Origin of the sequence: Flavobacterium psychrotolerans (assembly GCF_003097635.1) — a bacterium.
In the GTDB taxonomy this organism is placed as follows: Bacteria; Bacteroidota; Bacteroidia; order Flavobacteriales; family Flavobacteriaceae; genus Flavobacterium; species Flavobacterium psychrotolerans.
Window position 1 is genome coordinate 44,448 of sequence record NZ_QCZI01000016.1, and the last position, 17,906, is coordinate 62,353.

At 35.9% G+C, this 17,906-nt stretch carries 18 protein-coding genes; 8 read left to right on the forward strand and 10 right to left on the reverse strand.

Going from position 1 to position 17,906, the window contains the following annotated elements:
* Nucleotides 1–250: 250 nt before the first annotated feature.
* The 3 genes from recO to gdhA form a co-directional block, all read right to left on the reverse strand.
* Entirely contained in the window at nucleotides 251–964 is a 714-nt protein-coding gene (recO, locus tag DB895_RS11820; protein ID WP_116725575.1) for a DNA repair protein RecO, read from the reverse strand.
* A 66-nt stretch (nucleotides 965–1,030) separates the two neighbouring features.
* Nucleotides 1,031–3,328, reverse strand: a complete 2,298-nt coding sequence (porZ, locus tag DB895_RS11825) for a type IX secretion system anionic LPS delivery protein PorZ (RefSeq protein WP_116725576.1) — start codon at nucleotides 3,326–3,328, stop codon at nucleotides 1,031–1,033.
* Between the two features lie 119 nt (nucleotides 3,329–3,447).
* The gene (gene gdhA / locus DB895_RS11830) at nucleotides 3,448–4,791 is read right to left on the reverse strand and encodes an NADP-specific glutamate dehydrogenase (protein WP_116725577.1); all 1,344 of its coding nucleotides are present in this window, start codon (nucleotides 4,789–4,791) and stop codon (nucleotides 3,448–3,450) included.
* A 325-nt stretch (nucleotides 4,792–5,116) separates the two neighbouring features.
* Between gdhA and DB895_RS11835 the strand changes: the two genes are divergently transcribed.
* Nucleotides 5,117–5,899 (forward strand): THC0290_0291 family protein, encoded by a 783-nt coding sequence (locus DB895_RS11835; protein ID WP_116725578.1) that lies wholly within the window; start codon nucleotides 5,117–5,119, stop codon nucleotides 5,897–5,899.
* Between the two features lie 72 nt (nucleotides 5,900–5,971).
* Here the strand turns inward: DB895_RS11835 and DB895_RS11840 are convergent, their stop codons facing one another.
* Nucleotides 5,972–7,114: a cystathionine gamma-synthase gene (locus DB895_RS11840; protein WP_116725579.1), complete on the reverse strand. Its 1,143-nt coding sequence runs from the start codon at nucleotides 7,112–7,114 to the stop codon at nucleotides 5,972–5,974.
* A gap of 287 nt (nucleotides 7,115–7,401) precedes the next feature.
* Between DB895_RS11840 and DB895_RS11845 the strand changes: the two genes are divergently transcribed.
* On the forward strand, nucleotides 7,402–8,154 hold the full coding sequence (locus DB895_RS11845) for a DUF3298 and DUF4163 domain-containing protein (protein WP_116725580.1): 753 nt from the start codon (nucleotides 7,402–7,404) through the stop codon (nucleotides 8,152–8,154).
* A gap of 1 nt (nucleotide 8,155) precedes the next feature.
* Here DB895_RS11845 and DB895_RS11850 read toward each other — a convergent pair whose 3' ends face one another.
* Nucleotides 8,156–8,611: a DinB family protein gene (locus tag DB895_RS11850; protein ID WP_116725581.1), complete on the reverse strand. Its 456-nt coding sequence runs from the start codon at nucleotides 8,609–8,611 to the stop codon at nucleotides 8,156–8,158.
* A 79-nt stretch (nucleotides 8,612–8,690) separates the two neighbouring features.
* On the opposite strand from DB895_RS11850, the gene DB895_RS11855 reads away from it, so the two are divergent.
* The 4 genes from DB895_RS11855 to nadD all read left to right on the forward strand — a co-directional run bounded on the left by DB895_RS11855 (nucleotide 8,691) and on the right by nadD (nucleotide 11,320).
* The gene (locus tag DB895_RS11855; RefSeq protein ID WP_116725582.1) at nucleotides 8,691–9,038 is read left to right on the forward strand and encodes an arsenate reductase family protein; all 348 of its coding nucleotides are present in this window, start codon (nucleotides 8,691–8,693) and stop codon (nucleotides 9,036–9,038) included.
* Nucleotides 9,039–9,111: 73 nt separating this feature from the next.
* Nucleotides 9,112–9,972, forward strand: coding sequence for a YicC/YloC family endoribonuclease (locus tag DB895_RS11860; protein WP_116725583.1), 861 nt, complete (start codon nucleotides 9,112–9,114; stop codon nucleotides 9,970–9,972).
* A gap of 121 nt (nucleotides 9,973–10,093) precedes the next feature.
* On the forward strand, nucleotides 10,094–10,663 hold the full coding sequence (gene gmk / locus DB895_RS11865; RefSeq protein WP_116725584.1) for a guanylate kinase: 570 nt from the start codon (nucleotides 10,094–10,096) through the stop codon (nucleotides 10,661–10,663).
* 75 nt (nucleotides 10,664–10,738) lie between these two features.
* Nucleotides 10,739–11,320, forward strand: coding sequence for a nicotinate (nicotinamide) nucleotide adenylyltransferase (gene nadD, locus DB895_RS11870; RefSeq protein ID WP_116725585.1), 582 nt, complete (start codon nucleotides 10,739–10,741; stop codon nucleotides 11,318–11,320).
* Between the two features lie 11 nt (nucleotides 11,321–11,331).
* Here the strand turns inward: nadD and DB895_RS11875 are convergent, their stop codons facing one another.
* From DB895_RS11875 to hemA, 5 genes are all read right to left on the reverse strand, one after another.
* Nucleotides 11,332–11,724: a hypothetical protein gene (locus DB895_RS11875; protein WP_116725586.1), complete on the reverse strand. Its 393-nt coding sequence runs from the start codon at nucleotides 11,722–11,724 to the stop codon at nucleotides 11,332–11,334.
* Between the two features lie 15 nt (nucleotides 11,725–11,739).
* Complete coding sequence (gene hemE / locus DB895_RS11880; protein ID WP_116725587.1) at nucleotides 11,740–12,765, reverse strand: uroporphyrinogen decarboxylase; 1,026 nt, start codon at nucleotides 12,763–12,765, stop codon at nucleotides 11,740–11,742.
* A gap of 50 nt (nucleotides 12,766–12,815) precedes the next feature.
* Nucleotides 12,816–13,481, reverse strand: a complete 666-nt coding sequence (locus DB895_RS11885; protein ID WP_116725588.1) for a uroporphyrinogen-III synthase — start codon at nucleotides 13,479–13,481, stop codon at nucleotides 12,816–12,818.
* Nucleotides 13,481–14,410, reverse strand: a complete 930-nt coding sequence (gene hemC, locus DB895_RS11890) for a hydroxymethylbilane synthase (protein WP_116725589.1) — start codon at nucleotides 14,408–14,410, stop codon at nucleotides 13,481–13,483. The genes DB895_RS11885 and hemC overlap by 1 nt, the downstream gene beginning before the upstream one ends.
* A 61-nt stretch (nucleotides 14,411–14,471) precedes the next feature.
* Nucleotides 14,472–15,776, reverse strand: a complete 1,305-nt coding sequence (gene hemA, locus DB895_RS11895; protein WP_116725590.1) for a glutamyl-tRNA reductase — start codon at nucleotides 15,774–15,776, stop codon at nucleotides 14,472–14,474.
* Nucleotides 15,777–16,003: 227 nt separating this feature from the next.
* Here hemA and DB895_RS11900 point away from each other — a divergent pair, with 227 nt between their 5' ends.
* Complete coding sequence (locus DB895_RS11900; RefSeq protein WP_116725591.1) at nucleotides 16,004–16,876, forward strand: AraC family transcriptional regulator; 873 nt, start codon at nucleotides 16,004–16,006, stop codon at nucleotides 16,874–16,876.
* A gap of 10 nt (nucleotides 16,877–16,886) precedes the next feature.
* Nucleotides 16,887–17,906: a ferrochelatase gene (gene hemH / locus DB895_RS11905; RefSeq protein WP_116725592.1), complete on the forward strand. Its 1,020-nt coding sequence runs from the start codon at nucleotides 16,887–16,889 to the stop codon at nucleotides 17,904–17,906.

Here is a 17,906-nt window from a genome sequence, read left to right on the forward strand (position 1 = left end):
AATAAATAGTTATGAGTTATGAGTTATGAGTTGTGAGTTTTTGTTTGCCACAAAGGCACGAAGACACAAAGTAACAGGAGAATACACTAGATTATAAATTTTGTGATGAAATCGCCATTAGCAACAAGTTTGCGCAAGCAAACACCTATGAGTAAAATGCGATACCATATGTGACCTCCGAAAAATAAAATTTACACATATAAAATTAAAATTTAATCTTTGTGGCTTTGCGAATTCGTGGCTGAATTTCTCAAGAGAAAACTTCTTTTAAAACGTCTAATGATTTTGGTCTTTTGAAACCGTCAAGATGGAAACTATAGTAATCGATTAAAATTTTCAGTACCAATTGCCTTTCGATAACATGAAAAGCTTTTTGGTCGTTGCCGAATTTTAAATCAATTAGCCTTTTGAATAAATTGGTTTCGTGTTCAGACAGGGAACTAATGGCTTGGAATGGGGTAAAAACCCCTTCGGTCATTTCGAAAAAAGGCAAATCTGAATTTGAAATATCAGGGTAAAAGCCGAGATATTTTGTGGTTTCCAATAACAAAATCAGATGAAAATTGGCTATTTCATCATGATTGTCCAGCCAATGCAACGCGGTTTCCAAAAAAACAAACAGGGATTCGTTTTTTTCCTCTTCGTGGATGGAATGGTGCAAAATTTCGGAAACAAACATCACGATGGTGCTTTTGAAAACATTCGAATGTATAGAATGGAATGGTGTGACGATTTTTATTTCCTTGAAATTTTCCAGAGTGCCTTTGTTTTTGTGTACCGCTTCGATTTCGAGAATGGTTAACGGTTGAAAATAGGCGATTTTTTGATTGGATTTTCTGGAGGAAAAGGCATCCCGGACGAAATAGGATTTCAAGCCGTCGGATTGCGTAAAACATTTTACAATCAGGCTTTTCTCTTGGTATTTTAAGGATGAAATTACGATTGCTTTGGTTTTGACTAACATTTTAGGTCTTGGGTTTTGTTTTTTAGGTCTTGGTTCTGAATCTTCTAAAAACCCAATACCTAGAACCTATCGAATAATCATTACTTTTTTGACTTTGGTTTCAATTCCGTCTTGTGCCGAAATAAAAATCATATACACTCCAGAAGCCACCTTATATTTGCCAAATGCAGTGGTATCCCATTCAAAAGTCCCTCCTTCGGAAATGGTTTCATAAACCAAATTACCTTCGATATCTGTAATTTTAATATTGGCATTGTCAATTAATCCGCTGATTTTTACTGTTCCCACATATTCTGGACGAACAGGATTAGGATATACATAAACATTTTCAAGATTTTCATTTGGATCGGTTGAAGTCCCTTTGAAAGACACCATCCCTCTTGTGGTTGCTATAAAAACTTCGCCTGTAGTTCCGTTGATATCAATATCGTTTATAGTATTACTGGGCAAAGGGGAATTATTTACTGTAAAATGATAAATGGTTTGCTGTCCATTTGGAGAAACGAGAAAAACTCCCGAATCGGCAGTACCAATCCATTTGTTATTTGCACCATCTACTACAATATCGATAATGGATTGTTCGTATAATAATTCCTGTGCCAAATTTTCTTCGAGAATGATTATCGGCGAGGTCGTTAACTGATTTGAAGAAAGAAAACTATCTACGCTAGACAAAACACGCAATCCTTTTCTGGTTCCAATCCACATTTGATTTCTAGCGTCAATAGCTGCCACTTTTGCGTCCTCGATAGGAAGATTTCCTGAATCCGATCCGTTTTTTATCGTTTTAAACAGATTGTTGTAATTTTCATTAAAACCAATGATTCCATCTTTTAATGTCGTCATCCATTTTGTTCCGTTTTTATCTATTATTAACCTTCCAAAGAAGAATGTTCCTGAAGGCTTGATACTTTCCATGGCATAAGATTTCCACTCTCCGTTAGTTTTCAAAACTTTTAGCCCTTTTTTCACCAAACTAGAAGTAACCCATAAATTTCCTGATTTGTCAAACACGGTACCGTTAACCCTTATGTCATCTGGAACTTGCCCTGCAACGGATTGTAACCCTTCTGAGCCTGTATTTGAAACATTGTATAATATAGATAATTGATCATTCTCAAACTTTAACAAGCCCGAATAATACGAACTTACAAAAACTTGATTTTCATTGTTCGGGTTTATTGTAATTCGAGACAAAGATCTTGCCTCTAAAAGATCTTTATATGGAATGTTTAACCATCCTTTATTTCCGAATTTACTAACTCCAAATTTAGTGGGCCCCGAATAAAAACCATAAGGGTTATAATCCTGATCGTAGCCTCCGTAAACGGCCCATAAATTTTTGGTTGTAGAGCTAATAGCAAAAATATCATTTCTTAAAGGTCCATCGGGAGTACTATTTTCAAAACTAGATTCGCCAATCTTATGGCTAATAATACCATCATCAGAGGTTCCTATAAACACCGTCTCAGCGATAACCGTAGCACAAGAAAATTGAGGTTCAATTCCAAGAATCTGATTGCTATTGACATCTGCTATCTGACTCAAAGTGGCATTAAAAATCAATACATGATGTTTAGTAGTTACAACCAAATAGGCTCCGCAATTCCTAATATCCAACGCGTTTTCAGAAAGCGTTGTCACATTTACAAATGAGTTTCCTTGTAATTTTTGTAAATTTCCGGAAGTGGTTATTGCCATAAGGTCGGCACCAAAAGCCTCTACTCCCGACCAGCCAAAATTCGCCACAGTAGTCCATTCCTTGAAATCATTTAGATTGGGATTGCTAATACTTGCATTTCGAATGCCATTAAAAAGTGTTGAGGCATAAATTTTACCATTAAAAACAGCTGTTTGTGTTACACTAATTTGTGTACCACCATCTCCTATAAAATAAGTGTCTCCAAATTGCAATGTCGCTAAATTATATTGCACAATTCCAAAATCACAGGAAATATAAACTATGCCATTATATTCCATAAAATGGTTGATTTTTTTCATGTTTGAAGGCAATGCTTTGTTGATGATGTCAACCACATTGAGCATGCTTCCATCCACTTCGTTTATAATTATCATTAAACCGTTTTCATAACCTACCATCGTTTTTTTAAAATTGGGGCTGTGGTAAAGCGAACTGATTGTTTGCCCGGAAAGTCCATCAACTGTGTTGGTGGTCTTTATTTCTCCTGATTGTACATTTTTAGAAAACAAGGCATTCTCTGAAGCAGCAAAAAGTTTATCTGTAGATTGAGAAACATCTTTTATTTCATTGTAAGAAAAATAACCTTTCCACAAAGTTTTGTTTTGTGAAAAACCCATTTGAAGGACGAATAAGAGAAGAAATGCGAAGCTATATTTTTTCATTTTGATTTATACAATTGAGAGACAAATATAACAAAAAACGAAAATATTCTATTTTTAATATACCTCTAATAAAAAAATGCCTCAAATAGAGGCATTTTTAATTTAAAACAGCAATTTAATTATACAACACCTTGTGCAAGCATGGCATCGGCCACTTTTACAAACCCCGCTATATTTGCTCCTTTTACGTAGTTCACATAGCCATCGCTTTCTATTCCGTATTTCTTACATTGGTGATGAATCCCCAACATAATATCTTTTAATCTTGCATCAACCTCTTCACTAGTCCAGTTTAAACGGATAGAATTTTGCGTCATCTCTAATCCAGAGGCAGCAACACCTCCTGCATTAGCTGCCTTTCCTGGAGCATAAAGCACTTTACTACTCAAAAATTGTTTAATTGCATCTAACGTGCAAGGCATATTTGCCGCTTCGGTAACACAAATTACCCCGTTTGCAATTAGTTTTTTAGCATCATCTTCATTTAATTCATTTTGTGTAGCACATGGAATAGCGATATCTACTTTAACTTCCCAAACACTTTTTCCCTTATGAAAAACGGCATTTGGATATTTCTCTAAATACATTTCAACTCTATTGTCCCCACTTGCTCTCATTTCGAGCATAAATTCAATTTTATCTCCAGAAATTCCTTCCGCATCATATATGTAGCCATCGGGACCAGAAATCGTTAAAAGTTTCCCTCCCAATTCATTTATTTTTAAGGCTACACCCCAAGCTACGTTACCAAATCCAGAAATGGCAACTGTTTTTCCTTTAATTTCTTGGCCAATGGTTCTTAACATTTGCTCGGTGAAATAAACTACTCCATATCCTGTTGCCTCTGGTCGTATCAACGAACCTCCGTAGGCAATTCCTTTTCCGGTTAAAACACCTGTAAATTCATTCCTAATCCTTTTGTATTGACCAAATAGATACCCAATTTCTCTGGCGCCGACGCCAATATCTCCGGCTGGAACATCTATATCAGGCCCAATATGTCTACATAATTCCGTCATAAAAGATTGACAAAAACGCATGACTTCTCCATCTGTTTTACCTTGAGGGTCAAAATCAGAACCTCCTTTTCCGCCTCCCATTGGAAGAGTTGTTAGGCTATTCTTGAATACTTGCTCAAATGCAAGAAATTTAAGCACTGATAAATTAACGGAATGATGAAATCTAATTCCTCCTTTGTATGGCCCAATCGCTGAATTCATCTGAATCCTAAACCCTCTGTTAACTTGAATTTCTCCTTTATCATCTACCCATGGCACTCTAAATATTATAGATCTTTCAGGTTCAGCAATTCTGAGAAGCAAATTCTTACCGTCATATTTTTTTTGAGTCGCAATAAAAGGGATAACGGTTTCCGCAAATTCCCTAACCGCTTGGATGAACTCAGGCTCATTTGGATTTTTTGACTCCACTAGAGTCATAAATTGGTTTATTTTATGTTCCATTTTGAAATAAATTATACAGATAAAATTAATAGTAAAATTTCTTAAAAGAATAAAAATCCCTTTAAGAAAACGTTTTCGTCAGTCTTGCAAATATACATTTTATAAAAATATTGAAGTGTTTTTTTTTAATTTATCCGTAGAATTATTTTTTCGTTAACCTATTTTAATAAATTCTGCATATCCAATATTGTTTATAACGAAAACGTTGTAGTTTTAATTAGAAAAAGAGAATTTATTTACTAATTTTTTATTTTTATTTTTTATTTTTTTAATTGTGAATGATGTTTTTATATATTTGCCATCAATTGACTTAATCTAAGTACAAATGCCAAAGCAAATTATCTTCATTTTCCTTATTTTATTTGGTTTTTCAAGTAGAACTCTTGCGCAATATGGTTTTTCTCACGAAATCGGTGTTATTGCTGGGCCAGTTGCTTTCCAGTCCGACTATGGGGAGAGACATGACTTTTCTACAAATACAGGTAATTCAGGATATGGAATTGGTATCATTCATTATTTGAATTTTTCTTATAAAGCTGATTGTAACTGTTATACTCCTGAAACCTATTTTAATGACCATTTCAAATTAAGAAGCGAGCTTTCTTATAATAAAACCGAATTAAAACACTTTGGCGAATGGGTTGATGCGGACAGAAAGAAACTTTTTAACGAGCAATTAAGGGGAATGAAAGGTAGCACGGCTGTAACAAATATAGGTATGCAGTTAGAATTTTACCCATTCAGCATAAGAGAATTCACGGCAACAGTTGGTTCTTTAGCTCCATTTGTAAGCCTTGGGGGGCAATTTAGTTTTTATGATCCAACGGCATATTCTACTTTAGGAAAATTAAATACTCCAGCGACAACTCCTATTAAATATTATAACGCAACCCAAAATGACGGCGGCACGGTTTGGTCAATTGTCTCTAGTACTGGAGTCCGTTACAAATTAGCCCCGCTATCCGATTTGATGCTAGACGCAAGGGTGCAATATTATTTTTCAAACTGGGTAGATGGTTTAAATCCTAATCCGGCCATTTATAAAGAAAACAAAGCAAATGATTGGTTGGTTTGGATTAATGTAGGGTATATCTATTATTTACAATAGCAGAAAAAAAATATTTAAAAAAAATCTCAAGTCTAAAATTAGATTTGAGATTTTTTTTTAAAGGAAATAGTTTCAAGATAATGCTTGCTGTAAATCATCAATTAAATCATCAATATCTTCTATTCCAATACTTAGCCGAACCAAATCATCGCTAATCCCAATTGCCACTCTTTTGTCTTCAGGAATTGAGGCATGAGTCATTAATGCCGGGTGATTGGCTAAAGATTCAACACCTCCCAAAGATTCTGCTAAAGTGAAGACCTTTAGATTTTCAAGAAATCGTATTGCATCTTCCTTCTTTCCGGAAGCAAAAGTAAAAGAAACCATTCCGCCAAAATCCGTCATTTGTTTTTTTGCAATTTCATGAAACGGATGGCTTGGCAATCCTGGATAATAGACCACTTTTATTTTGGGATGCTCATTCAAAAAAACGGCTATTTTTTTGCCATTCTCACAATGTCTTTCCATCCTTAAATGTAATGTTTTAATCCCTCTTAAAATCAAAAAGCTATCCATTGGTCCCAGGGTGGCTCCAGTAGCAAATTGTTGAAAATGCAATTGCTCACCTAATGCCTCATCTTTTACAATCAATGCACCAGCAATTACATCCGAATGCCCTCCGAGATATTTCGTGGCAGAGTGCATTACAATATCAGCTCCTAAATCTAATGGCTTTTGCAAATACGGTGTTGCAAACGTATTGTCAACCGCGAAAAGAATCTTGTTTGCTACAGTGATTTTAGCAATTTCTTGAATATCGGCCAATTTCATCAAAGGATTGGTAGGCGTTTCTATCCATACTAATTTTGTTTTTTCGTTTATTAACGACTTGAATTTCACTACGTCATTCATATCCACAAAATGGAATTTTATTCCCGAATCCTTATATATTCGCGTAAACATTCGGTACGTCCCACCATATAAATCATCCATAGCAATAACTTCATCTTCTGCCTTTAGAGAACGTAAAATGCAATCCGTAGCTGCTAATCCTGATGAAAAAGCCAAGGCGCGGGTTCCGTTTTCTATACTTGCCAAGGCATTTTCCAGAGCCGTTCGCGTTGGGTTAGAGGCTCGGCTGTATTCATAATCGCCCACGGGATGTCCAGGACTTGTCTGAACAAATGTGGATGTTTGATATATTGGCGGCATTACTGCTCCAGTGCTGGGATCATGATGTTGCCCTCCGTGTATGGTTTTGGTGTTAAATTTCATATGTGTAAATTTTATTTTTCAGCGGTCAAATATGGTATCGCCTTTAACTCATAGGTGTTTGCTTGCACAAACTTGTTGTTAATGGCGATTTCATGTGTAGTTACTATTTGTTTTTTTAAACGATTATGGATTTATTCTCTTCTATTACAACGCCAAACTTCTTTTCACAGGCTTAAATTCATTGTTGCGTCGAAATCTATTTTACTTATTTCATAAAATTAAAAATTTTCGTAAAGTTATTGTTTAATCTTAAACTACCTTTACTATAAAATATAATTCTTAGTACTATGAGAGCAATATATTCTATCTTTTTCTTATCACTGTTTTTTGTGAGTTGTACCAAGAAAACTGAATTTGAAACCCAAAATTACAATAAATCATCTGCTAAAGATTGTAAAAATGACTACAATTGCGCCAATATCAATTTAACCGTTTTAGAGGCAACACAAAAAAATAACGTTTCGGACAGTATAAACAATGCCATTTTTAATGCTGTAAGGAATAGTGTGTATACTGGTGAAAAACCGAAAGAGGTGAAAAATTATGTTGATTTAACGAATTCATTTGTATCCATTTTCACTGAAATAAAAAACGATTTACAACAGGACAAAATCCCTTCTTGGGAAGCTACTGCAAAAGTAAAAGTAGGATATCAATCCAATAGAATATTGAATGTAGTGGTTGATTCTTATCTCTTCACGGGTGGTGCACACGGATATAGCGCCTTAAAATCCTTGCTGTTTGATGCAAAGACGGGTAAGCTTCTGCCAATAAACAAAGTGTTTTCGGATATAAATAAAATAGTGTCAATTGCTGAAACTAAATTTAGAATTCAACAAAAAATACCAGAAAATAGCTCTTTTACTGATGCTGGATATTTTCTGGATAAAAACATTTTTGTTTTGTCCAAAAATGTTTTATTTACTAAAAAAGGAATAACTCTTCATTATAACCAATATGAGGTAGCTTCATATGTAAAAGGCCCAATTGAAATAGAGTTGCCCTATGGAGAAATCGACCAGTATCTTTTGGTAAAATAAATTATATAAACTTCCTGATACTCATCAATATCCCAATATGCAACGCCTCGTGAAAGTAATTAAAAGACAGGGCATCCACGGCCGTTTTTAATACAAAACCCGTTGATGTGGGATATTCACTATAGTTTTTGAATACTTTATTGTTATAATCCAACTCCGTTTGGTTTACAGTTTCAAAAAGCAATGATTTAATTTCGTTCACATCAAATTGGGTCGCATCCTGTTCAGGCTTAGTTCCTTTTCTGTATTTCTCCACCATTTCATCCGAAATCATCATGGGCAGACCCGATAACTTATAAACTAACATTTGCTGAACAACCACAATGTGACCTATGTTCCAAATAATGTTATTACTATAACCTTCAGGAATTTTGTTAAGTTGTTCAAGGGTATAATTTTCTAAAAATTGCGATAGTATTTTTCTACTTGTTTTGGTGATTTCGAGTGTTTGATTCATGATGGTTATTTTTTTATAAAAATAGTGATTTTCCGTAACAAATGAATTTTCTTTGCAAACAGAAATCCAATTTGTCCCAATGAATAAAATATATTATCTCGCATCATGCGATACTTGTCGAAAAATCATTAAATCGTTGCCAAAGGATGCGAATTTAGTCTATAGGGATATCAAGCAAAATCCTATTTCTCTCGAAGAATTGGAAGAAATGTATAATCTTTCCGGTAGCTACGAAGCCCTTTTTAGCAAAAAAGCACAACTCTACAAATCGATGGACTTAAAGAACAAAGCCCTGACTGAGGAAGATTTCAAGAACTATATTCTGGAGCATTATACTTTTTTAAGCCGTCCGGTTTTTATCATTAATGATAAAATTTATATTGGCAACAGTCAGCAAAACATACTCCAAGTAATGAAAGTTTTGTAGTGGTTTTTTCATTGCATTTGCAGCCAGCCACTGCAAACTTTTTCCTTATCTTTGAACTCTTTTAGAAAACAATATGATACAATCAATGACTGGTTTTGGCAAAGCAACTTTGCAATTATCAACAAAAAAAATAACGGTAGAAGCGAAATCTTTAAACAGTAAAGGGTTAGATTTAAATGTTCGAATGCCTTCGGTTTACCGAGAAATGGAATTGGGTTTGCGCAACCAAATCGCATTGTCCTTAGAACGGGGTAAAATTGATTTCTCCATTTTTATAGAAAGCACCGCCGAACAAACTTCCACTAAGGTAAATGTGCCAATAGTGAAAGCCTACATCAATCAATTAAGGGAAGTCCATGCTGACACTGATGAAACCGAATTGATGAAAATGGCAATAAGAATGCCTGATGCTTTAAAAACCGAACGCGAAGAAATTGATGGAAACGACTGGATTCAGATTCAGACCGTGATTGAGGAAAGTTTAGCAAATATTCTGAATTTCAGAAAAGACGAAGGTGCATCTTTAGAAAAAGAATTTCAATTGCGAATCGGAAACATACGATCCTATATGGAACAAGCTTTAGCTTTAGATCCAGAGCGTGTCCAAGCTATAAAAGACCGACTTCAAACCGCTATTTCAGAACTAAGAGTCAACGTAGACGAAAATCGTTTTGAACAGGAATTGATCTATTATTTGGAAAAACTGGACATTACCGAAGAAAAAGTACGTTTGAACAATCATCTGGATTATTTCTTGGAAACAATTAATGGAACTGAGGCCAATGGCAGAAAACTAGGTTTTATCACTCAAGAAATGGGAAGGGAAATTAATACGATGGGGTCAAAATCCAATCATGCACAAATGCAAAAATTGGTCGTGATGATGAAAGACGAATTGGAAAAAATCAAGGAACAAGTGCTAAACGTGTTGTAAAATTTCACGGCGAATATCATATATTCGACTAATTAATTCGTTTAAATTTGACCCATTCGTGACTAAAAAAATAAAAAAATAAGGGGAATGAGATTGCTTCGTGCCTCGCAATGACTTTAAAATGAAAAAAGGGAAATTAATCGTGTTTTCAGCACCATCAGGTTCAGGGAAAACAACAATCGTTAGGCATTTATTGGGCAAGGAAGATTTGAATTTGGAATTTTCGATTTCTGCAGCTTCCCGTCCACCGAGAGGAGAAGAAGTAAACGGAAAAGACTATTATTTTATGTCTACCGAAGAATTCAAAAAGCACATCAAAGCCGAAGATTTTCTGGAGTGGGAAGAAGTTTATCGCGACAATTTTTATGGGACTTTAAAAAGCGAAGTGGAGCGCATTTGGGCAAAAGGAAAAAACGTAATTTTTGACATTGATGTTGCTGGCGGGTTGCGAATAAAATCTAAATTCCCGAACGAGACCTTGGCAGTCTTTGTGAAACCGCCAAGTATAGACGAGTTGAAAATCCGGTTGAAAAAACGTTCCACCGAAAGCGAGGACAAAATTAATATGCGCATTGCAAAAGCCTCTGTTGAATTGGCAACTGCGCCCCAATTTGACAAAATCATCAAAAACTATGATTTGGATACCGCAAAAGAGGATGCGTATCAGTTGGTTAAAGAATTTGTGAAATAGGTTTTGGGTTCCAAGTATTGGGTACTAGTAAATTCTAAACCTAATACCGGAAACCTAAAACACAACACCTAAAAAATGAAAATCGGTCTCTATTTCGGAACATTCAACCCCATTCATATTGGGCATTTGATCATTGCTAATCACATGGCTGAATATTCTGATTTGGATCAAATTTGGATGGTGGTCACACCGCACAATCCATTAAAAAAGAAAGAAACCTTACTTGACGATTACCAACGTTTGCATTTGGTTTTTTTAGCTACGGAAGACTATGCAAAAATAAAACCCTCGGATATCGAATTCAAACTAACACAACCCAATTATACGGTTAATACTTTAGCGCATTTACAAGACAAATTCCCAAAACACGAATTTGCACTGATTATGGGCGAAGACAATTTAAGGACTTTTCAAAAGTGGAAAAACTACGAAGTGATTTTGCAGAATCACGAGATTTATGTCTATCCTAGAATTTCATCCGAAGTTGAGAATTTAGAACTCAAAAACCATCCTAAAATTCACGTAATTGAAGCTCCAGTGGTCGAAATTTCTTCGACTTTTATTCGGGAAAACATTAAAAAAGGAAAGAATGTCCAACCGCTTTTATCTTCAAAAGTTTGGGAATACATTGACCATAACAATTTATACAGAAAGTAGATTGCCAAATTTCATAGTAAACTGGCTTTTACCGCAGCTATTTTAATGTTAATTTCAAAAGAAAAGGTTTTGCTTTCTTGCTGAATATACTCATAAATGGCAACCGCCTTTTGAGATAAATCGATTTGACCGTTATCGCTGTTTTTTGAAAATTGAATCAAAAAATCAGCAAATTCCTCCAGATGATTCCAATCTAGATGGCAACTTAACAAATGTTCCAGTAAATCTTTTTGGGAGAAATTGAGTAGCGTTTCTATAGTCAAACCCAATTTTTCCAATTGAGTCTCGATAGTGCTTTCTGTTTCTTGAATTTCTGTTTTAGGAACAAAAACTAGGGAGAGCAAGGTTTTTAAAACATTGTCAATCCGGATACTTTCTTCGTCTCTCAATCCCTTGTTTAGCATATTTTGAAATTAAATTTACTGTTTGTATTCTTTTACCGCATCAATAAACGCTTTCGCATGATCCACGGGGATATTTGGCAAAATACCATGACCCAAATTGGCAATGTATTTATCTTTTCCAAATTCGTTAATCATCTCATGAACCATTTTCTTGATGACAGGAATTGGCGAAAGCAATCTTGACGGATCGAAATTCCCCTGCAACGTGATGTTTCCACCTGATAAATAACGTGCATTTCTTGGCGTACACGTCCAATCTACTCCAAGCGCTGAAGCTCTGCTTTTTCCCATTTCGCCTAAAGCGAACCAGCATCCTTTTCCGAAAACAATCACTTGGGTTTCGTCTGCCAAAGCCTCTACGATTTGGTTGATGTATTTCCAAGAGAATTCCTGATAATCCACTGGCGAAAGCATTCCGCCCCAAGAATCGAAAATTTGAATGGCGTCGCAACCGGCTTTTACCTTTTCTTTTAAATACAATATTGTGGTGTCGGTAATTTTTTGCAATAAGGTATGCGCCGCCACTGGATTTGAGAAACAGAATCCTTTGGCCGTGTCAAAGCTTTTAGAACCTTTTCCTTCCACAGCATAACAGAAAATCGTCCAAGGCGAACCGGCGAAACCAATCAATGGCACTTCGTCGTTCAACATTTCTTTGGTCAATTTCACGGCATCCATTACGTAACCCAATGTTTCTTGAATGTTTGGAACAAAAACTTGGTTTACTTGTTCCATCGTGCGAATTGGATTTGGAATAATGGGCCCCAAATTGTCTTTCAATTCCACATGAATCCCCATCGCTCTTGGCACTACTAAAATATCCGAGAACAAAATTGCCGCATCCGGTGCAATTCTGCGAATAGGTTGCACGGTAATTTCTGCGGCTAATTCTGGTGTTTCGCAGCGAGTGAAAAAATCATATTTGTCACGCAAAGCAATGAATTCCGGCAAATATCTTCCAGCTTGACGCATCATCCAAACTGGTGGACGTTCAACCGTTTCTCCTCTTAATGCTTTTAAAAATAGGTCGTTCTTGATCATAATTTTTATTTTTTTGCCACAAATGCGCAAAGGCGCAAAAGACAAAGTTTTTATTTAAATTCGTTTATACAATCTTCAATCACATCTTCAACCGAAGGCTGATCTGCGACTATTATATTTTTTGTTGTTTTTTCTAAAGCTTCTGCAGTTGTGTTGCCAATGCAAAAGCAAATTTCGCCTTTTATTTTGTTATCCTTCAAAAAACTTTCCACGCCTGACGGACTGAAAAACAGGATTCCGTCAACTGGTGTTTTTATTTTTTGGGGTGTTAATGAAGTTTCATACACTTGAATTTCATTGAAATTGACTTTGGCTGCTGCCAAAGCTTCAGGCAATGTTTCTCTACGCAAATTCCCGCTGAAAAAAGTATAACTTTCTTTGGAATAAATCAGGGTTATAATTTCTGCCAAATCGGATGCATAGCCCGTGTAAGCGGTCACTTTGAAACCATTTTCGTTTAATAACGCCTTAGTTTTCATACCTACGCAAAAAACGTTCTTCGATTTTAATTCTCCAATTTTTGGATGCGGCAAAACACTTTGAACGGCATTTTGACTAGTGAAAATTAGATTGTCGTTTATTTCTTTTAAATCAAAATCCGAATTTTCGGTTTTGATAAAATTAGCTTCCGTTACTAAAAAACCAGCATCCAATAAGGCTTGCTTTTGATTGCTCAAAAGTATTTTTGTAGATAGGATGCTTATTGGATTTTGCATTACTTCGTCAAACTTTCCTTAATTGTTTTCATCAACTCCGCACCGCCATTTTCCAGAATTTCATTGGCGCAATGGAAACCTAAATTTTTCCATTCTTCAACGGCAACCGTTTTTTCAATTTCCAATTTTTGTTTTCCATCAATAGATAACAAAGTGCCTTTAAAAATAAAAGTATCCTCTATTTCACAATACTTAGCCAAAGCTCCAATTGGTGCCGTGCAGCCGCCTTCGAGTGTTTTCAGGAATTGTCTTTCGATATAGGTGCAAATTTCAGTTTCAACATCATTGAGTTGAGAAACTGCATCAAGGGTGAAATCGTCGTTTTGCATGGCTACAACTACCATTGCGCCTTGAGCTGGCGCAGGAATCATCCAGTCCAAATCAATAAAATTGGTTGGTTTTAAGTTGATGCGCTCTAGTCCTGCAGCCGCAAAAACAGCTCCGTTCCAATCGCTTTCGTTTAGCTTTTGCATTCGGGTGTTCACGTTTCCGCGCAAATCGACCACAATATGATTGGGGTATTTGTGCAGCCATTGCGCTTGACGACGCAAACTTCCGGTGGCGATGGTGCCGTTTCCTTCGAGAAAATCAAGATTTCCTTTGTGAACCAAAATATCCAAAGTGTTGGCTCTTTCGAGAACCGCTGCCTGAACAATCCCGATTGGCAAAGCCGTTGGCACATCTTTCATGGAATGCACGGCAATATCCACTTGGCCATTTATCATGGCAATGTCCAAAGTTTTCGTAAAAATTCCTGTGATTCCGAGTTCGTAAAGCGGTTTGTCTAAGATGATGTCCCCTTGAGATTTTACGGCAATAATTTCGGTTTTATAGCCTAAATCGTTTAATTTTTTTTGGACGGTGTGGGCTTGCCAAAGTGCTAATTCGCTGTCGCGAGTCCCAATTCGAATTGTTTTGTTTGAATCCATTAAACCTATTTCTTTTTTAAACCGTTAAGATATTAAGGTTCATTAAGATTATTAAATTTTGTTATGATAAGGTAATCTTGTATTTCTCTTCGATAACTGAAATCGTTTTTTCAGGCAAATGTTTCCCTATTTGAAATACTTTTTCAATAAACTCAATGCTTGCGTCAATCGATGTGTTTTCATCTTTCAAATGACTTACAAAATGGTTTGTAATTTTTTGTATGATTCTATTGCTGATTAATTCCGCCTGTTCTTCATCAAAATCGGATAATTTTTTTCGTTGAAAATTAAGTTCGCCGTCCTTAATCTCTGTTAATTTTGCTTTCAGTGCATGGATGGTCGGTGCGTGTTTTCTGCCATTCATCCAAATATTAAATTCTAATTTGATGTCTTCAATAATCGCTTCGGCCGCAGGAATGTGTTGTTTCCTTCTTTCCAAAGTGTCATCGGTCATTTGCGACAAATGATCCATATGGATTAAAGTGACTCCTGCCAATTGTTTGACATCTTCATTTACATTTTTTGGAATGGATAAATCCAATATCAACATTGGTTTTTTCAAATTCAAAATCGCCTTGTCGATTGTCGGATTTTGCGCTCCTGTAGCAACCACAACTACATCTGCTTTTTGCAATTCGAGATGCAGTTCAGAGTAATCTTTAACAATTAAATTCAGCTTTCCGGCTAATTCCACCGCTTTACCTTTAGTTCTATTGATTAAAGTGATGTGTTCGTTTTTAGTATGTTTCACTAAGTTTTCGCAGGTATTTCTTCCGATTTTCCCGGTTCCGAAAAGGAGAATGTTTTTATTGCTAATGTTTTCAACATTTTTGATGATATATTGAACAGATGCAAAGGAGACGGATGTTGCTCCCGAACTAATTTCGGTTTCGTTTTTTATTTTTTTGCTGGCTTGTATAACCGCATTAATCAATCGATCCAAATAGGCATTGATCAATCCTAAAGATCGGGATTCCGCAAAACTGTTTTTTATCTGGCTAATGATTTCGAAGTCACCAAGTATTTGACTGTCTAAACCCGTTCCTACACGAAAAAGATGATTGATTGCTTCCTGATTTTTATATACGAAACCCACTTTTTGGAAAGCTTCCGCAGAGCCTTGACTGTTTTCGCAAATCAATTTGATTAACTGAAAAGGATGTTCCGCGAAACCGTAAATTTCGGTTCGATTGCAAGTGGAAGTTACGATTAAACTTTCGATTCCTTCCTCTTTGGCTTGTTCAAGTACACGTGTTTTAGCCAAAGCATCCAAACTAAACTTGCCTCTAATCTCGGCGTCAGCTTTTTGGTAGCTTAATCCAACAGAGTAGAAATAATGATGCTTTGTTATGTTACTATTTTTCATGCCTAATTTACTTTCCTAAAGGTTCAACAAATCTATGACTATACTATTTATAAAAGTAACGCTAAAAGTGCTTTTTGTATCGCTCCGTGTTTTTTTGATTAAAATTATGCAATCTTATCTAAAATTTTCTATTTTTGTAATGAAATCAAGCTTTTTCAAAAATATCATTTCTGGTAATTGCAAATAAAAAACTGATAAATATCATATTCTTTAAAAAAAATGTCGCTATGGGTTCACAAGAAGTTATAACCGTTGAAGATGATTTTACCCTAATTCGTTTTCAAAATGATGAAAATGAAGTTTTTCGTGCCGAAAGACAGATCCGTCAAGGTTTGATACAATTTCACTTTGGCATTAAAGGAAATGCAAAATTTATTTTTAATCTGGGCAATTACGCGTTGGATTTGAAAGAAGAAAAAGCCCTGTTGTTGTATAATCCACAGAAGGAGTTGCCTTTACATTTAGAACTTGCACCACAAACTTGGGTGATTTCCGTGATTATTTCAATTAAGAAATTTCACTCTTTGTTTTCTACCGAAGCCAATTACATTCCTTTTTTAAGCGATGACAATAAGGACAAAAAATATTACGGAGAAACCAATATTACTCCGTCAATGTCAATCGTGCTAAGTCAATTGTTTCATTACAATTTGAATCCGTCCATCAAAAATTTATATTACAAGGGTAAAGGGTACGAATTGTTGAGTTTGTATTTCAACCGGACTGAAGATCCAAATGCAGAGCAATGTCCGTTTTTGATTGATGAAGAAAACGTGATGAAAATCAGAAAAGCCAAAGACATCGTTATTGCCAATATGGCCGAGCCGCCAGGATTACAGGAATTGGCAGATGAAATTGGTTTGAATTTGAAAAAATTAAAAATGGGGTTCAAGCAAATTTATGGTGACACGGTCTATGGATTTCTGTTCGATTATAAAATGGATTACGCCCGAAAATTACTGGACAGCGGATCCTATAACGTGAATGAAGTTGGACTAAAAATAGGGTACAGTACGGGAAGTCATTTTATTGCCGCTTTTAAAAAGAAATTTGCGACCACCCCAAAAAAATATTTGATGTCTATAAATCCGAACACATAAAACAACAAAAATGAAAGGAGTATTGCTTGTAAATTTAGGTTCGCCGGAAAGCCCAACCCCAAAAGACGTTAAGGTCTATTTAGACGAATTTTTAATGGACAAATACGTGATTGACGTTCCGTTTTTGTTGCGTGCTCTATTGGTTCGGGGCATCATCTTGCAAAGCAGACCGAAAAAATCGGCTGCGGCTTACGCCAAAGTTTGGAGCGAAGAAGGTTCTCCTTTGGTGGTGATTTCAAAAAGGATGTTCGAGAAAGTAAAACCCCAAGTTGACATTCCCGTTTCATTGGCGATGCGTTATGGAAATCCATCCATTTATTCCGGATTGAAAGAGCTCGCAGATAAAGGCGTTACAGAAGTTTTACTGTTTCCATTATATCCTCACCACGCAATGTCTTCAACCGTTACGGTCTTAGACAAGGCCGAAGAAATTAGAAAAAAGCATTTCCCAGAAATGAAATTTTCATCCATTCCAGCCTTTTATAATCAGACTGAATACATCCAAAACTTAGCTGATTTAATAAAAATTCATTTAGAAAAATTTGATTTTGACCATTTATTGTTTTCTTACCACGGATTACCCGAACGACATATACGCAAAACCGATATTACAAAATCGCACTGTAAAATTGACGGCTCTTGCTGTAACACACCTTCGCCGGCACACGAATTCTGCTACAGACATCAATGTTATGAAACCACAAAATTAGTGATAGAGAAACTGGGGATTCCCGAAGGGAAATACAGTCAGACTTTCCAATCCCGACTGGCGGGCGATAAATGGCTGGAGCCTTACACGGATGTTGAAATTAACAAAATGCCCGAACACGGCATTAAGAAATTGGCGGTTGTCACTCCGGCATTCGTGGCCGATTGCTTAGAGACTTTGGAAGAAATTGCCATGGAAGCCAATCACCAATTCAAAGAACATGGAGGTGAAGAATTCATGGCTATTCCTTGCTTGAATGATAGCGACGACTGGTGTAAAACCGTCAGTAATTGGATTAACAAATGGGCTTCCAAAAAATAA

Excerpts from the sequence above, each read along its gene's own strand:
- recO (WP_116725575.1), bottom strand. The coding sequence starts at position 964 with ATGTTAGTCAAAACCAAAGCAATCGTAATTTCATCCTTAAAATACCAA.
- porZ (WP_116725576.1), bottom strand. The coding sequence starts at position 3,328 with ATGAAAAAATATAGCTTCGCATTTCTTCTCTTATTCGTCCTTCAAATG.
- gdhA (WP_116725577.1), bottom strand. The coding sequence starts at position 4,791 with ATGGAACATAAAATAAACCAATTTATGACTCTAGTGGAGTCAAAAAAT.
- DB895_RS11835 (WP_116725578.1), top strand. The coding sequence starts at position 5,117 with ATGCCAAAGCAAATTATCTTCATTTTCCTTATTTTATTTGGTTTTTCA.
- DB895_RS11840 (WP_116725579.1), bottom strand. The coding sequence starts at position 7,114 with ATGAAATTTAACACCAAAACCATACACGGAGGGCAACATCATGATCCC.
- DB895_RS11845 (WP_116725580.1), top strand. The coding sequence starts at position 7,402 with ATGAGAGCAATATATTCTATCTTTTTCTTATCACTGTTTTTTGTGAGT.
- DB895_RS11850 (WP_116725581.1), bottom strand. The coding sequence starts at position 8,611 with ATGAATCAAACACTCGAAATCACCAAAACAAGTAGAAAAATACTATCG.
- DB895_RS11855 (WP_116725582.1), top strand. The coding sequence starts at position 8,691 with ATGAATAAAATATATTATCTCGCATCATGCGATACTTGTCGAAAAATC.
- DB895_RS11860 (WP_116725583.1), top strand. The coding sequence starts at position 9,112 with ATGATACAATCAATGACTGGTTTTGGCAAAGCAACTTTGCAATTATCA.
- gmk (WP_116725584.1), top strand. The coding sequence starts at position 10,094 with ATGAAAAAAGGGAAATTAATCGTGTTTTCAGCACCATCAGGTTCAGGG.
- nadD (WP_116725585.1), top strand. The coding sequence starts at position 10,739 with ATGAAAATCGGTCTCTATTTCGGAACATTCAACCCCATTCATATTGGG.
- DB895_RS11875 (WP_116725586.1), bottom strand. The coding sequence starts at position 11,724 with ATGCTAAACAAGGGATTGAGAGACGAAGAAAGTATCCGGATTGACAAT.
- hemE (WP_116725587.1), bottom strand. The coding sequence starts at position 12,765 with ATGATCAAGAACGACCTATTTTTAAAAGCATTAAGAGGAGAAACGGTT.
- DB895_RS11885 (WP_116725588.1), bottom strand. The coding sequence starts at position 13,481 with ATGCAAAATCCAATAAGCATCCTATCTACAAAAATACTTTTGAGCAAT.
- hemC (WP_116725589.1), bottom strand. The coding sequence starts at position 14,410 with ATGGATTCAAACAAAACAATTCGAATTGGGACTCGCGACAGCGAATTA.
- hemA (WP_116725590.1), bottom strand. The coding sequence starts at position 15,776 with ATGAAAAATAGTAACATAACAAAGCATCATTATTTCTACTCTGTTGGA.
- DB895_RS11900 (WP_116725591.1), top strand. The coding sequence starts at position 16,004 with ATGGGTTCACAAGAAGTTATAACCGTTGAAGATGATTTTACCCTAATT.
- hemH (WP_116725592.1), top strand. The coding sequence starts at position 16,887 with ATGAAAGGAGTATTGCTTGTAAATTTAGGTTCGCCGGAAAGCCCAACC.